The sequence below is a fragment of the Pauljensenia sp. C0170B4 genome, from assembly GCF_056590235.1.
Genome location: NZ_JBWPVS010000003.1, coordinates 237,587 through 252,987 on the forward strand (window position 1 = coordinate 237,587; position 15,401 = coordinate 252,987).

The 15,401-nt window shown below is 59.4% G+C and carries 12 protein-coding genes; 4 read left to right on the plus strand and 8 right to left on the minus strand.

The features are described 5' to 3' along the window. Window positions 1–10: 10 nt before the first annotated feature. The 3 genes from AC1EJ1_RS05325 to AC1EJ1_RS05335 form a co-directional block, all read right to left on the minus strand. Window positions 11–2,422, minus strand: coding sequence for an ATP-binding cassette domain-containing protein (locus tag AC1EJ1_RS05325; protein WP_480295484.1), 2,412 nt, complete (start codon window positions 2,420–2,422; stop codon window positions 11–13). 20 nt (window positions 2,423–2,442) lie between these two features. Beyond that, complete coding sequence (locus AC1EJ1_RS05330) at window positions 2,443–3,039, minus strand: ECF transporter S component (protein WP_480295486.1); 597 nt, start codon at window positions 3,037–3,039, stop codon at window positions 2,443–2,445. A 184-nt stretch (window positions 3,040–3,223) separates the two neighbouring features. Beyond that, on the minus strand, window positions 3,224–3,709 hold the full coding sequence (locus AC1EJ1_RS05335) for an SRPBCC domain-containing protein (protein ID WP_285015348.1): 486 nt from the start codon (window positions 3,707–3,709) through the stop codon (window positions 3,224–3,226). 206 nt (window positions 3,710–3,915) lie between these two features. Between AC1EJ1_RS05335 and AC1EJ1_RS05340 the strand changes: the two genes are divergently transcribed. Beyond that, window positions 3,916–5,469 (plus strand): Re/Si-specific NAD(P)(+) transhydrogenase subunit alpha, encoded by a 1,554-nt coding sequence (locus AC1EJ1_RS05340; RefSeq protein WP_058237626.1) that lies wholly within the window; start codon window positions 3,916–3,918, stop codon window positions 5,467–5,469. A gap of 51 nt (window positions 5,470–5,520) precedes the next feature. After that, the gene (pntB, locus tag AC1EJ1_RS05345; RefSeq protein WP_285015506.1) at window positions 5,521–6,975 is read left to right on the plus strand and encodes a Re/Si-specific NAD(P)(+) transhydrogenase subunit beta; all 1,455 of its coding nucleotides are present in this window, start codon (window positions 5,521–5,523) and stop codon (window positions 6,973–6,975) included. An 8-nt stretch (window positions 6,976–6,983) separates the two neighbouring features. Here the strand turns inward: pntB and AC1EJ1_RS05350 are convergent, their stop codons facing one another. The 5 genes from AC1EJ1_RS05350 to AC1EJ1_RS05370 all read right to left on the minus strand — a co-directional run bounded on the left by AC1EJ1_RS05350 (window position 6,984) and on the right by AC1EJ1_RS05370 (window position 13,274). Beyond that, window positions 6,984–8,048 (minus strand): NAD-dependent epimerase/dehydratase family protein, encoded by a 1,065-nt coding sequence (locus AC1EJ1_RS05350; RefSeq protein WP_285015352.1) that lies wholly within the window; start codon window positions 8,046–8,048, stop codon window positions 6,984–6,986. A gap of 77 nt (window positions 8,049–8,125) precedes the next feature. Further along, a complete protein-coding gene (locus AC1EJ1_RS05355) occupies window positions 8,126–8,587 on the minus strand; it encodes a RidA family protein (RefSeq protein ID WP_285015353.1) in 462 nt (153 codons plus the stop codon). Between the two features lie 169 nt (window positions 8,588–8,756). Continuing rightward, complete coding sequence (locus AC1EJ1_RS05360; RefSeq protein ID WP_350309964.1) at window positions 8,757–10,784, minus strand: glycoside hydrolase family 31 protein; 2,028 nt, start codon at window positions 10,782–10,784, stop codon at window positions 8,757–8,759. Between the two features lie 94 nt (window positions 10,785–10,878). After that, the gene (locus tag AC1EJ1_RS05365) at window positions 10,879–11,916 is read right to left on the minus strand and encodes an NAD(P)-dependent alcohol dehydrogenase (RefSeq protein WP_285015359.1); all 1,038 of its coding nucleotides are present in this window, start codon (window positions 11,914–11,916) and stop codon (window positions 10,879–10,881) included. Continuing rightward, a complete protein-coding gene (locus AC1EJ1_RS05370) occupies window positions 11,916–13,274 on the minus strand; it encodes a xylulokinase (RefSeq protein WP_285015362.1) in 1,359 nt (452 codons plus the stop codon). The genes AC1EJ1_RS05365 and AC1EJ1_RS05370 overlap by 1 nt, the downstream gene beginning before the upstream one ends. 170 nt (window positions 13,275–13,444) lie before the next feature. Here AC1EJ1_RS05370 and AC1EJ1_RS05375 point away from each other — a divergent pair, with 170 nt between their 5' ends. Together AC1EJ1_RS05375 and AC1EJ1_RS05380 are read left to right on the plus strand one after the other, a co-directional pair. Further along, complete coding sequence (locus tag AC1EJ1_RS05375) at window positions 13,445–14,731, plus strand: ROK family transcriptional regulator (RefSeq protein ID WP_285015364.1); 1,287 nt, start codon at window positions 13,445–13,447, stop codon at window positions 14,729–14,731. Beyond that, complete coding sequence (locus AC1EJ1_RS05380) at window positions 14,692–15,387, plus strand: mismatch-specific DNA-glycosylase (protein ID WP_480295489.1); 696 nt, start codon at window positions 14,692–14,694, stop codon at window positions 15,385–15,387. Before AC1EJ1_RS05375 ends, AC1EJ1_RS05380 begins: the two co-directional genes overlap by 40 nt. Window positions 15,388–15,401 lie beyond the last annotated feature (14 nt).

Here is a 15,401-nt window from a genome sequence, read left to right on the forward strand (position 1 = left end):
TCGTTCCTGTTCAGGTGCCGATTGATTCGAAACAGCCGAAACGGATTGCTGTGGTCAGTGCGATCACCGGGATCACGATGCACAGCACCATGAAGACCATGTCCGCCCAGCTGACTGTGGAGGGGCGCGCCCAGGTGCGCCGCGTATCTGCACCGAATCCTCGTGCTTCCATCGTCACCGACAGTTTGGCGGAGCGGCGCAGCGCAAAGACGAGCAGTGCGAACGCTCCCTGGAAGAACGCGATGAACCTGTTGGCGTCACCGAGGCCGCGCATGCGTCGAGCCTGCATGAGCGCTTTCCAGTCGGCCATCATGAGTCCGGCCATACGGACACCTGCCAGGGATGCCAGGACGGGGCGTGCCGGCAGGTGCAGTATCTGTCCGAGTCCATCTGCCATGTCAGTCGGATCGATGTGAGAGAACACAACGATCGCCGGCATTGCGACGGCGATGATACGAAGGAATATTCCTGCTGCCAACGCGATGGAGCGGTCACTGATCGCCATCGGCCCCCAGTGCCAGTACAGCGTTCCACCCGGGTCGGCGTACAGGAGCATTGACACAGACGTCAGCGGTGCGGCGATGATGACCGGGATCATTCTCACTGCTATCTGTTTCGCACTGATTCCCACCAGTGGGAGCAGCAGCAGTTCACAGATCAGCGCAATGCCTGCACTGACTGTGTCAATGGAAGCGATCAGCGGGGTCGTCATTGCAGCGATTCCCAGCACCTGCGTCACCGGGTTGACCTTCTTGAGCAATGCGCCTCGCTTGTATGCACACGAATGCCCCTCATTGCCGAGGGCGTCCACGCCATCTGTGCTCTCACTACCACCGGCAGATGCCGGATCTGTGCGTGCGTCGGTTCCAACTTCGCTCAGATCAATGACGTTGTCCGCCATTGCTTCAACAAATGAGTGGTCGTGCGTGATCGCCACGAGCGTGGTGCCGGCATCGACCACTGAGCGCAGCAGTGCCACCAGTTCGACCCATGTGGACCGGTCCTGTCCGAAGGTCGGCTCATCGGCGATCACAATGTCCGGCGCGCTGATCAGCGCGGTCGCCACCGACAGGCGGCGTTTTTCTCCACCGGACAGTGTCATGGGATTCGCGCGAGCAAGGTGCTCAAGTTTCAGAGCTTTCAGGAAACGCTTGACCAGTTCGTCGCGCTGGTCGGAGTCACACTTAGCCAGTGTTGGTCCAAGTTCCAGCTCTTCTTGAACAGTGCGGCAGACGAACTGATATTCGGGTTCCTGGAACACCATGGACAATCGTCCGACCAGATCCGGCGAATGCCACTCGTACGGGTCGGTGGATTCAGGGCGGCGTGAAGCTGTCCGTTCGGGAGTCTTACCGGACGCGGACGTCTTATCCGATGCTGCAGGGGGCGTCGGACCGATTCGCACCATGCCGTCAAGTGGCTTGAGCAGGCCGGCCATCGTCAACGCCAGTGTTGTCTTTCCCAACCCGTTTCCGCCGACAATGCAGGTGCATTTGCCCTGCGGAATACGCATCGAAATGTCGCGCCGAATCGGATGATCCAAGTCGTATCCGATGGCCAGGTCACTGACAGTGATGGCATCCGTGTTGGTGGTGACCGGATCAGCCTGGCTGCCACTCACGATGCTGTCAGTGTGCTGATTGCGTAAGTCACGCCGACTGTCACCGATCACAGCTTCTTCGTCACCAGGCAGCCAGATCCCGCATTCACGCAGGTAATCAGCCTGGTCATGCAGGACTTCCTGCACGGTGCCGTCAGCACCGATTGCGCCGTCGATCACCACGATGACGCGGTCAATCAGTTCCATCCAGACGTCAACGCGGTGCTCGATGATGATCGCTGTGGCACCGGTACGTTCCAGTACTGCGCGGGTCGCGTTGCGGACCTGCTGAACGCCCTGCGGATCCAGATTGGCCGTCGGCTCATCCAGGAGCAGCAGGCGCGGATCCATGGCGAGCACGCTTGCCAGTGCAAGACGCTGTTTCTGCCCACCGGATAGTTTTGATGTTGGATAGTCCAACGGAATATCCAGGTTCACAGTGTGCAGCGACTGGTCGACGCGCTGCCAGATTTCATCACGCTCCACCGCCAGGTTCTCGCATCCGAATGCGACGTCGTCACCGGCTCGCGCCAGCACGACCTGTGCTTCCGGGTCCTGCATAACCAGACCGATGGAGCCACGCATTTGTTCCGGGCGAGCTCCGTCGACAGTGAGTGTGCCGTGAGATTCACCCTCGTCGTCACCTCCGAGTACGCCGGCAATACCGGACAGCAGTGTTGACTTGCCGGACCCGGATGCCCCCAGTACGAGGACGTGTTCGCCGGGCCTGATGTCGAGGGTGATCTGATTCAGTGCCCATGCGCGTCTACCGGCGTGCCGCCATCCCCATCTGTCGATGTGAACGGAGGCTCCGATATCCACGCGGGTAGTTGCCGCCGGACTCATACGAGTTCGTGGCGTTCGCGTCCAGCTGCGAAACGGTCAAGCGCGCCGGTCTGAGCCAGTCCGCGCACGATGAACCATCCGAGCAGGCCTGCCAGCAATGCGCCGGAGATCTGCGTGGTGATGAAGTACGTGACGTTGAAGAGTGCGCCTTTGGCGTGGTTGTAGGCGATGAATTCCCAGACGAATGCACCCAGAGCTGAACCCATACCGGTCAGAATGCCGATCGGCAATGTGAAGCGGCGGTACAGAACAATCAGGAGGATCAGTTCAGCTCCGAGTCCCTGCACGATGCCTGAATACACCGCGCCGATGCCCCATTGTGATCCCAGGGCTGCGGACATACATGCTGCCAGGAGTTCAACGAACAGTGCGGCACCGGGTTTGCGGATGATGAGGCCACCCAGAACACCGCCAATCAGCCAGATTCCAATGGCGATTCCACCCAGACCCGGGGTGAGGGCATCCATCGCTTTGGTCCATAAATCACCGGGCTGGTTCCACAGCAGGAAAATGCAGCCGCAGGCTACCGCGAGGATTGCAGCTGTCACAAAATCAACAACGCGCCAGCTCAGGCGCGGCTTCTGGTCAGTCATCGTGTCCTCTTTCTCGTGTATGACCTTGAAGACGCGCACGAGAAGAGAGCCTTCCTTCGCCGGTTTTAACCCGGATCAGGTTCAACGGTCGAGGGGCTCTGTTCCCCCTCCTCTCAACCCAGCACAACTGGGCTCCCGTGGCAGTAAACGTGAGTATAGTACGTGCTGGCTCAGTAGCACAGCCTCAGGCTGCGCCTTCCAGGTAGGCCTTCAGTGCCGGCAGGACAACATCCCACGTGCCCTGCGCGTCTTCCCATGCCTGGCGCACTTCAGCCTCGTCATCGCTGACGGATGTAATATCTGATTCCTCGACGTGCACCTGCACCAAGCTGTCCTTCTCGGACAGTGACACTTCCACGCGTGTGGTGCGTTCTTCAGGGAATTCGTCCCCTGCCAGCGGGTACCACCGGAAGGAAATGAGATCCATCGGATCTTCATCTTCCTTTTCGATCAGCCATGCACCGGCATCCGGATCTTCGATACGGTACAGGCCGTCCTCGCCGCGTTCAAATTCATGGTCGCCGAATGGCCCGTCGTTGACCCACCAGCCCGGCTCGCTGACCGCTTTCCATACGGATTCGAGGTCCGCTGCAATTGAAATGTCTGCTTCAACCGCGTCGAGGTTGTCCACCTTGTCCATTGATTCGTCATCGTCGTCGAAGTAATTCATGTCTTAACGGTAATCGTTGCCCACCACGACTTTCCAGCTTTTGACGCATTAGCAGATCAAAGATGCGGCGCATGACGGTTTCCACCGATACGATAAAGACGTGAATGCGGCGCAACGCTCAACTTTGCGCTGTGCCTTCTTCACAACACCTTTCTGTGCGCGTGCCACGAGCATCGCACAGTCGCTGCTTGAACAAAGGAGTACGTGTGCTCGTCGGAGTACCAGCCAGCAATGCTGATCAGCCACTTGTCGCAGCCACCCCTGACACCGTCACCAAGCTCAAGAAACTGGGTTTCGACGTGTGCGTACAACGAGGCGCTGGGCAAACCGCTCAATTTCCTGATTCATTATTCGAAGATGCGGGAGCCACCCTCGTCGATGACCGCGGCGCGTGGGGAGCCGACATTGTCCTCACTCTCGACGCCCCCACAAGCGAGCAGATCGCGGCGATGCAGTCGGGCGCAACACTGATTTCCCGCCTGGCACCCGCGCGCCACCCCGAACTGCTCGACGAATTGGCGAGGGCGAACATCACCGCGCTGGCTATGGACACCGTGCCGAGAATTTCCCGTGCTCAGGCGATGGATGTCCTGTCGTCCCAAGCCAATGTTGCCGGATATCGAGCCGTCGTTGAGGCCGCTCATCAATTTGGCCGCCTCTTCACCGGTCAGGTCACCGCGGCCGGGAAAATGCCGCCGGCACGTATCTATGTGATCGGTGCGGGAGTTGCCGGTCTGGCAGCGATCGGCACCGCCAACTCCATGGGCGCTGAAGTCTACGCAACCGACGTGCGTCCCGAGGTGGGCGAACAGGTTGAATCGATGGGAGCCACATTCGTTCCGATCCCGGTGGGCCGTCAGGAATCCAGTGACGGTTATGCCAAGGAGATGGACGCTGATCAGGCGCGCGCAGCTGAAATACTGTACGCCGAACAGGCTGCCTGCTCCGACATTGTCATCACGACAGCAAACATTCCGGGGCGTGCCGCTCCGCGCCTGCTCAGTGCCGACGCGATTGATGCGATGCGTCCGGGCAGCGTGATTGTGGATATGGCAGCTGCCAACGGCGGTAACTGTGAACTGACGTCACCCGGGGAAATTGTGCGAACCGAAGGTGGCGTCACCATTATCGGCCTGACCGACCTGGCGGGCAGACTCCCAGCACAATCCTCCCAGCTGTACGGGCAAAACATTGTGAATCTGCTGCGTCTGGCCACGCCCGACAAGGATGGTCAGCTCACGCTGGACATGGATGATGAGATCATTCGCTCCATCACTGTGACGCACGAGGGCGACGTGATGTGGCCACCGCCGCCGGTCAACGTGTCGGCGGCTCCTGCTCCTGCTCCGACTCCGCGCGAAGACCCGGCGGCAGTCGCTGCCAGAGCGGCTGATGAGTCACGAAAGGAAGCGTCCCACAAGCGTAACCGCGTGATCGGAATTGTCGTGGCGATAGCCTTGGCCGCCCTGTTGATTTTGACGTCACCGCTGATGGTCTCCAGCCATTACATCGTGCTGGCGCTTGCAGTGGTCGTCGGGTTCTACGTCATTACGAACGTGACGCACTCGTTGCATACGCCGCTCATGTCGGTGACGAACGCGATTTCCGGCATCATCCTGGTCGGCGCTCTGCTTCAGATCGGATCGTCGAACGTTTTGGTCACGATCATTTCCTTTGCCGCCATACTCGTCGCGTCGATCAACATTTTCGGCGGCTTCACAGTCACCCACCGCATGCTCGCGATGTTCAAGAAAGACTGAGGCAGATTTACCGTGTTCACCAACCTTGTCACACCGTTTCCCCAGGACCTCATGTCAGCTGAAATTCCGGGTGCCGAGCTCCTGTCGGGCGGTTTCGTCTCACACTTCGTTGTGTTCGCCTACATTGTTGCCGCCATATTCTTCATCCTGGCGCTGGCCGGACTGTCCCGTCATGAGACGGCTCAACGCGGCAACAATTCAGGCATCATCGGCATGGCGATTGCGCTGGTCGCCACCATAGTCCTGGCTCTCACGTCGCAGCCGGCACGCGGGGTGGTCGTCACCGCGATCCTGATTGCGCTCGCAATGAGTATCGGCGCAGTGATCGGCATCTGGAAGGCACGCAACGTTCAGATGACCGGCATGCCGGAACTGATCGCATTGCTGCACTCATTTGTCGGCCTGGCAGCAGTGCTGGTGGGGTTCAATTCCTACCTGGCACCCGACGCCAATGCGCTTCTGCTGGGAGGATTCCACCTCGGTGAAGTGTTCCTGGGCATCTTCATCGGTGCCGTCACCTTGACCGGCTCAATCATCGCGTACCTCAAATTGTCCGCGAAGATTTCGGGCGCACCGTTGATGCTTCCGGGGCGCAACTGGATCAACCTTGCTGCCATCGTCGTCTGCCTCATCCTGATGGTACTGTTCGTGCGTCAGGACGGTTTCACCGGAGTTGGCATTGCAGCGTTAATCATCATGACTCTCATCGCGCTGGCACTGGGTGTGCACCTGGTGGCCGCGATCGGCGGCGGAGACATGCCCGTTGTCGTGTCCATGCTGAACTCGTATTCCGGGTGGGCTGCGGCAGCGGCCGGCTTCATGCTCAACAATGATCTGCTCATTATCACTGGCGCGCTTGTCGGCTCCTCCGGCGCGTACCTGTCCTACATCATGTGCAAGGCGATGAACCGTTCGTTCATCTCCGTCATCCTGGGCGGTTTCGGATCGACAGGTGCGACTGCGTCAGCCTCGGACGAAACAGGCGAATATCGCGAGATTGACGCTGCGCGTGTCGCCGAGATGTTGACGGATGCGCAGCACGTCATGATCACTCCCGGGTACGGCATGGCAGTGGCTCAGGCACAGTATCCAGTCGCGGACCTGACGAAGCGACTGCGCGAGACGGGTGTGGATGTCCGCTTCGGTATTCACCCTGTTGCAGGTCGCCTGCCCGGTCATATGAACGTGCTGCTGGCTGAAGCCAAGGTTCCCTACGACATCGTGATGGAAATGGATGAGGTCAACGATGATTTCGGTGATGTTGACGTCGTCCTCGTCATCGGCGCGAATGACACGGTGAATCCTGCCGCCGAGCAGCCCGGCTCCCCGATTGCGGGAATGCCGGTGCTGAAGGTGTGGGACGCACACGATGTCATCGTCTTCAAACGTTCGATGGCGACCGGCTATGCGGGTGTACAGAACCCGTTGTTCTTCAAGGACAACACACACATGCTCTTCGGTGATGCCAAAGCCTCAGTCGAAGCAATCATTTCTGCGTTGAACTAGCTCGTACGTTACACCTCGGCAAGATCGCGGCGCATCTCCACCATGGCACCGGGATCATCCACCACGTCGATTCCCACGTCGACAAGCAAGTCGCGAATGGTCACTGCCAGCGACCGAGGCTGATAGTCCCATTCGTTGCGCGCTTTCGCGCCTGAAACGTGTGGCAGATCCTCAAGGGCACCCAGCGATGCCGATGTGAAAATATCCGAATTGACCCACGATCCGATTTTTTCGCCCACGGGAGCCAGCCAGTCCACCCACCGCAACGGAAATACCGGCACCGCACGCCCCGAATGTCCTGCGAGCGCGGAAGCGATTCGCACCAGTGTCGACATGGATGCTCGAACGCCAGACAACAAGTACTGCTGCGAGGTTTGGCCCTTCTCAAAGGCGTCGATCAGTCCTCCGGCAACATCGCGTACATCCACCCAGTCGAAGCCGCCAGCCACGACCGCAGGTACCCGGCCTCGTGCAGCATCCAAAATGATTTCGTTGACGCGCGACTGTGTCGGGTCGGTCGGCCCAATAATTCCGGTCGGCATACACACCACCGCGTCCAGTCCACGCGCGATCTGTCGACGCACCGCTCGATTTCCTGCCGCCTTTGAGCGGTCATACAGCGGGTGATCTGGCCCGGCAGGCGGCGACTTTTCAATGATGACCCCTTTAGTCGCATTGTCGAGGGCATGCACGGACGAGCAGTGAACCATTCGGATGTGGTGTTTCAGCGCCGACCTGGCCACGACTCCGGGTCCAGCCGAATTCAACCTCCACGCCTGGGGGTCACGTTTCTTCAAGGTGATGGCGGCCGCCAGGTGAATGACACCATCAACGCCGCGCATCGCCTCATCCACCTGGGCGGGTTCCAACACTGATCCGGTGACATACTCTCGCTGCGCACTGCACACACCATCATGAACGAGGGAGCCCCGCGTACCACTGGCAGGTGCCACCTGATCGAAACAACGCACGGCATAACCTCGTGCTTCCAAAGCGGGCACGAGGTTGCTTCCCACATATCCGCTGGAGCCTGTGACTAAAATGCGTGGGTATTCAGTGGCATTCGTGTGCATCGTTATCCCCCTTTTCTCACCTTAGTGCGCGTTGACACCGAGGGGGCGTCCTGGACGGGAAGACGTGTGGGCTGGGTTCAGTTATTCAGAGCGAACTCGACTTCCACCTCGACTGACGCGTTGAGCGGCAATGCGGCTACGCCGACGGCAGAACGTGCGTGAGGCGTTCCGAAGATGTCCTGGAAGAAGTCAGAGGCCCCGTTCAGAACACCAGCCTGGCCGGTGAAGCTTGGGCGGGAAGATACAAAACCGGTGACTTTGACGACGCGTGCCAGGCGGTCGACGTCTCCGGCGACGCTTGCTGCTGCCGCAAGCGCGTTGAGCGCGCAGATGCGGGCTGCCTCGTAAGCATCGTCTGGGTCTGCGCCGTCCTCTCCGACTGCACCAATGCAGGAAAGCTCACCGTTCTCCAATGGCAGCTGGCCTGATGTGCGAATCACTCCGCGGTTTTCAACTGCCGGAACATAGGCCGCAACCGGTGCTGCAACTTCCGGAAGTTCGTATCCTGCCTGCGACAGTCGCGCGCTCACCGATTCCATTGTGATCTCCTTAGTTCGAGCTGTTCAGCTAACTAGGTTTATTTGACCATTTTGGTTCGAGAAAAGCGACGCAGCAGCGCGAGATGTCTCCACCTGAAGCAACCACCTGTCATGTCGCATTAAAAAGGGTGGGCCGCGAACCTTGCGGTCACGACCCACCCCAGTTGAACTAGATCATGCCAACTAGTTCACTATGCGTGTCGTCTCGGAGGAAGACAGGAATCTTGTCCAGAGGGCACTCGACATCGATCGACTGACCGCCTTCGTGCTTGTCACCCGTTGACGCGTCAGTCCAGGAAGCTCCGGCCGGCAGATACACCGATCGGGAGGTTGCAGCGGCTTCCAGAACTGGAGCGACCAGGATGTCTCCGCCTAGCAGGTACTGGTCGGAAATGGACCAGCACTTCTCGTCGAGCGGGAATTCCTGGAAGAGCCCTCTCATCACAGGTTGTCCTTCTTCATGGGCTTCCAACATGACGTCTCGCATGTAGTCGCGGAGCTTTTCGCGCAGATGAATATACTTCTCAAGCACGGCATACACGTCGTCTCCAAAGCTCCAGAGTTCATTCTCAGCACCGCTGGGCAGTCTGTAGGAGCCATCCTTGGCGCTGACCTCTTCAACTGGCCGTCGGTCACCGTGCAGCCTCATCACTGGGCAGAAAGCTCCGAACTGGAACCACCTGATGAGAAGTTCCTTGAATTTCGGATCTGTGATGACACCATCGTGGAAGCCGCCAATGTCGGTGGTCCACCACGGGATCCCTGCGGCACCCATGTGGATTCCCGCAGCAACCTGGCACCGCAGGTCTTTCCATGTTGAGCTAATGTCACCAGACCACACAAGAGCACCGTAACGCTGAGAGCCCGCCCAGGCGCACCTCAAGAGGTTAACAACGTCGTCAGTGCCGGATTCAACCAGTCCGTCGTAGAACGCTTTGGCGTAGTTCTGCGGATAGATATTTCCGACCTTGACGTTGGGGCCAGCGTTGTAGCGGTAGTTATCGAAGTCGTAGGCACCGTATTCAGGCTCAGCCTCATCGAGCCAGAAAATCTTGATGCCGTACTTGCCGTAATTTTCTTTGCACTTCTCCCAGATGAACTTTCTTGCCTCGGGATTGGTCATGTCAATGAAAGCGCTCGGTCCCTGGAACGCCATATGGACATCTAGGCCACGTTCTGCCCGTGCTAGCAGGTTGTTCTTCTTCAGCTCATCCCAGTTCTCGGATGCGTGCGCAACCTGGGTCCACACCGAAACCATGAGCTCAACGCCCATGCTATGGAGTTCATCAACCATTGCCTGAGGATCCGGCCAGAATTCCTCCTCGAAGCGATAATCTCCCATGTGGGGCCAGTGGAAAAAGTCGATCACGATGACGTCCAGGGGCAGTCCACGGCGCTTGTGTTCTCGCGCGACTTCAAGGAGCTGCTCCTGGTTCCAGTAACGGAGCTTGCACTGCCAGAACCCCAGTCCGTGTTCTGGCATCATGGGAGCGAATCCGGTTGCCGCGGCATATGCCTTACTGATTTCCCGCGGGCTGTCTCCAGCCGTGATCCAGTAGTCGAGTTGATCGCAGCGCTCTGCTGACCACTGAGTTACGTTCGATGAGAAGCTTACTTGCCCGATGGCAGGGTTGTGCCACAGGAAGCCGTAGCCCTTGCTGGAAATCACAAAAGGAACGCTCGCCTGGGAGTTGCGATGAGCAAGTTCAAGAGTGCATCCCTTGAGATCACCGATACCCTCTTGGTACTGGCCCATTCCCCACAGATGTTCTTCTTCTGGAGACTCGAACGACATTGTCAGGGAGATATCGCCGCCAAGAACGGGACGCAGATCGCGAGCCTTCAAGTCCAGAGACCCGCCCCGATCCTTTTCACGCAGTAATGGTGTTCCATCCGTTTTCTCAAAACTGATACTGCAATGGAAAGTCTCGTACCCAACTTTTCCATCACACATCGCGGTTTGGCGCAAGATGACGCGTAGCGATCCGACCTCGAGTACAGCTTCATCGCCCTTGAGTTCGACGCTCGATTCCTGATCTTCAGGTTGATCGAGCAGAGCCCAATTCGATTCGATGACATCTGCCATGAGTCGTGAACGCACACGGACTGCGTCCTTTCCCCAAGGCTGAACTGAAAGTGTTGTTCCGTCACCACGCCACCGTAGTCCTAGACCGTCTTTTTCAAACGCCTGCTGCAAGGCTCTTTCCTTTCATTCACTATTCATGAATTACGGCTTTTCACTACGCAGTTTCACGCATGAACAGCCCCTCAGCCAGCCCTGCTTCAGGCTCCTAGTGTTGTGCCATCTGTCCGGGATGGACGATCGACTTCAGCGTGGTCGGCGCGGGCTTGTTGATGATGGGCTGGTCAGCTTCGTCGAGGGCGTAGTGATCAGTGCACAGGCGATCCAGGTCGACCGCTCCACTGGCTACCAGGTGGATGGCTGTGGGCCACGTGTTGTTGTAACGGAAAATCCCGGTCACGTTGATTTCGTGCGCGGTGATGAATCCAACCGGCAGAGACATATCATCGTCACCCATACCAATCAGCACTGCGGTGCCGCCAGACGCCAGACGCATGATGCCGTCCTGCACAGCTGCAGTGACGCCCGTCGCGTCAATGAACGCGTCAAAGTGTTGACCATCTAGTGCCGGGTCACCTGGCTCAACAGCCTGGGTTGCTCCCAGCGACAGTGCCAAATCGCGCCGACCTTCAACAGGATCACTGACGACCACCTCGGCAGCGCCAAATGCCCGCGCAACCTGGATGACGATCGCACCGATCGGACCTGCGCCGGCAACAAAGACGCGGTCCCCCACTTTCACGTGGGCTTTGCGGATTCCGGCAATACCCACGCTCAGGGGTTCCATCAAGGCTGCCGCATCCCACGAAATGGAGTCGGGAACCTCGTAGGCGAAATCGGACTGAATCAGGACATATTCGCAAAAGGCTCCGTCAATGGGCGGCGTCGCGTAGAACTCGATATCGGGGCACAGGTTGTATTCTCCGCGCTTGCAGTATTCGCACACTCGGCAGCACCGTTGCGGCTCGATGGAAACGCGCTGGCCGATGCGGGCTGGATCCACGTCATCGCCCACGGCCACAATCTCTCCGGAGGCTTCGTGCCCCAGGATCATCGGCTCGTTCACCACAAAGTCACCGATGCGGCCCTTGTGGTAGTAGTGCACATCCGAGCCGCACACCCCCACCGACTCCACGCGAATCAGCACCTGGTCCGCATCCGGTGTCGGAACCGGTCGTTCCTCCATCTCAATGAGACCCTGGCGAATCAGGACGCTGGCTTTCATAGTCTGTGGAATCTGCGTCATCACTGTGCCTTTCCTGCGCGTTCCATCACGCGCGCTGCTTGACGGGCGGCGCCCAACGCTACGTATTCTCCCGACTTGGGTACTGTAACTGTTGCGCCGAGGAATTCTTCGGCCAGTTCGAGGACGGCGCGCGATTTCGCTCCGCCGCCGACCATGACCACGTGTTCGAGCTTCACATCCAGTGCGCGCACCGCATCCAGAGCGAACTTCATCAAGTTCAGCAGTCCTTCCACCGTTGCGCGTGCCACGTGAGCGCGATCCGAGTTCTTCAGAGTCATGCCCTTCAGCTCAGCCGTAGCATCAGGCAGGTTCGGGGTGCGCTCGCCCTCGAAATAGGGCACTAAAGTCAATCCCGCGGCATCGTCCACACTCAAGGCAAGATTATCAAACTCGTCGTAACCCGCATCGATCACCGCCATCATTGCGTCGATGATGCGCGAGGCATTGAGCGTGCACGCCAATGGCAGCCAGTTTCCTGTCGCATCGGCAAAGCCGGTCACCAGTCCTGAATGGTCAGCAACCGGGTGATCTGACACGGCGGCAACAACTCCGGATGTGCCCAGTGACAGCAGAGCCTGACCGGGTTTGAGGTCGACACCCAGCGCTGACCCCGCATTGTCTCCACACCCTGGTCCCAGCATGATCTCACCCCAGCCTCGCGACTCATCACCACGTCCGGCCACGTCCCATGGTCCGAGGATTTTCGGCAAGATGATGGATCGTGCGACGTCCTCGTCGATGCGCAACGCGTGGGCAAGGATGTCGCGGCGGTAGGTTGGCGTAGCGCGGTCCATGTAACCGGTACCCGACGCATCGGAGCGGTCCGTGCGCAGATCCTCCAATCGACCGGTTCCCATGATTTTCCACGTCAGCCAGTCGTGCGGCAGGCAAATAGCTGCTATACGGCGCGCGTTTTCAGGCTCGTGGTCTGCCAGCCAGCGCAGCTTCGTCACGGTCAGCGAGGCGACGGGCACTGATCCGGTGGCATCAGCCCACCACGCGGCACCGGCTTCCTCGTCACCCTCGCCGTATTCGGCAATAAGGTCACGAGCAGCGTCGGCTGAACGCGTGTCGTTCCACAGCAGGGCGGGTCGGATGACTTCTCCATCTTTGTCCAGGCACACCATGCCGTGCTGCTGTCCGCCCACGGATAGCGCCACCACGTCCTCCAGGCCACCTGCTGCTTTGACGGCCTCGTTGAACGCGTCCCACCAAGCCTGCGGGTCCACTTCCGTGCCGTCAGGGTGCGTCGCTTTGCCTTCACGCACGACCGTTCCGCGCAGGGCGTCCACGATGACAACTTTGCATGATTGGGTCGACGTATCCACGCCCGCAACGTACGGTCCATACATCGTCATGTTCAGCTCCTTGTTCCATGTTGAATAATTTCACGCTGCTTGGAAGAGGCGTGGCGTGCACGAGAACCCCATTGTGTTTCGTTACTAAACAAAATAGCGGGGTGAACGAGTATAGTCAACCCATAAGGCCACGTCGCGACGCTGACACATAACCAGAATGTGAGAGAACAATGACCCGAGCACATAAGTCCTCATCACGCCTCACCTCCCTGCCGCGCAGTGCCCGCACATCCTCACGTGGCAACGGCGGCGTCAAAGCTCAGTCGTTGCGCGCCATGAATCTCGCCCTCGTCTTTCGCTATATCCTGGCCGATCCCGGAGCAGTCACCCGCGCCTCGGTCGCGGCGACAACTGGCATTACGCGAGCAACAGTCTCCCGCCTGGTGGACGAGCTCATCTCGGCTCACCTGGTCACCGAACTCGACCCGTCAACTGATGCTCGACGAGGCAGGCCAGCGGTGCGCCTGACCCCGCGGGAAGGATATGCGACCGCACTGGGATTGGAAGTCAACGTCTCCTACCTGGCTGCACGCATCGTGGACCTGTCAGGGCAGATCGTGGCAGAAGGCGTGCAGGAAGGCGACTTTTCAGACTCAGATCCGCAGCAGACCATGCGCGCTCTGGGGGAGCTGGCTGATCGGGTAAAAGCACAAGCCGATGCCGCGACAGAAGGCGACACACTGTTTCTTGGAACCGGGTTGGCCGTGCCCGGCATTGTTTCCGCTCAGGCTGTGATCCTCGCTCCCAACCTGGGGTGGCGTGACCTGCCGTTACACACGCTGCTCGCACCGCTGTCCCACCTGGGTGTCGTCACCGTCGCGAACGAGGCCGACCTGGCAGCGTGGGCCGTAGCATGTCCGCAACCTGGTGTCCCATCAGGGCCGCCCTCGTTCGTTTACGTGTCCGGTGAAGTCGGTATTGGCGCAGGCATCATCATTGACCACGCTCTCCTGCCCGGTTCGCACGGATGGGCAGGCGAAATCGGACATATTTCCACCGACCCTGCCGGCCCGACATGCAGATGCGGCGCGACGGGATGCCTGGAAGCCTACATCGGCCAGCGCGCACTGGTAGAGCGCGCAGGTCTGGCCCGTGGCGCGACAAATGTCGATGTTGTCGCTGCTGCTCAAGCGGGCAACGTTGCTGCCCGCGTTGCATTGGACGAGGGGGGCGCTGCTCTGGGGCGCACACTGTCTGCCGTCATCAACATGCTCGACATTCCTTTGGTGGTGTTGGGCGGCTCCGTCGCTGACATTGGCTCTGAACTGCGCGAACGGGCACTGCCTGAATTGCGCACGCGGGTCCTCCACTCTGCCGGCAGCCCCTCTGAAATCCGCATTGCCGAGCACTCTGCTTCACTTGCCACGATCGGCGCTGCACACCGAGTCCTGCAGCACCTCGTCGATGATCCGATGGCGTGGACGGCACGCGTGGAACGGTCGCAGGAAAGTGCCTGACGGCCATAGCGATGAAGTCTTTACGCCGACCGTCGCCTCTGGGTGGACGCAAGCCACACCAGAGTGATCTGGCGTACTTTGCCACCGATGATCCTCTGGCTCTTGACGATGTGCTCCCTGGTCCGCACTGCGGTGGAGCTGAACTGACGCTCCTGATCGTCGGAATCAATCCGGGGTTGTGGACTGCGGCCGTTAATGCACCGTTCGCGCGACCGGGTAACCGCTTTTGGCCCTCTCTCGCTCGAGCGGGTCTGACTGACTATGAGATCGATGCGTCCTGCGGCCTCAGCGCCGAAGATGAGGAACATATTCTGTCACGCGGAATCGGCATCACGAACCTGGTCGGCAGGCCCACTGCACGCGCAGATGAATTGAGCCGCGATGAACTGCGCGAGGGCGCTGCCCACTTGGTGACTCGGGTTGGCGACCTGAATCCACGCGCCGTTGCCATCGCCGGAATTACCGCGTACCGCACGGCGTTCAGGCAACCCCACGCAAAGCTCGGGAGGCAAGATGTTGACGCGATTGACAACTGGCCGCGCGGCATATCCCTGTGGGTTGTTCCCCAGCCAAGCGGCCTGAACGCACACGAAAATATCGACTCGTTGGCCGACAAGTGGCGTCAGGTGTGGGCAGATGTCACTCGGCCCGAGTGACCGGCGGGCTGGGC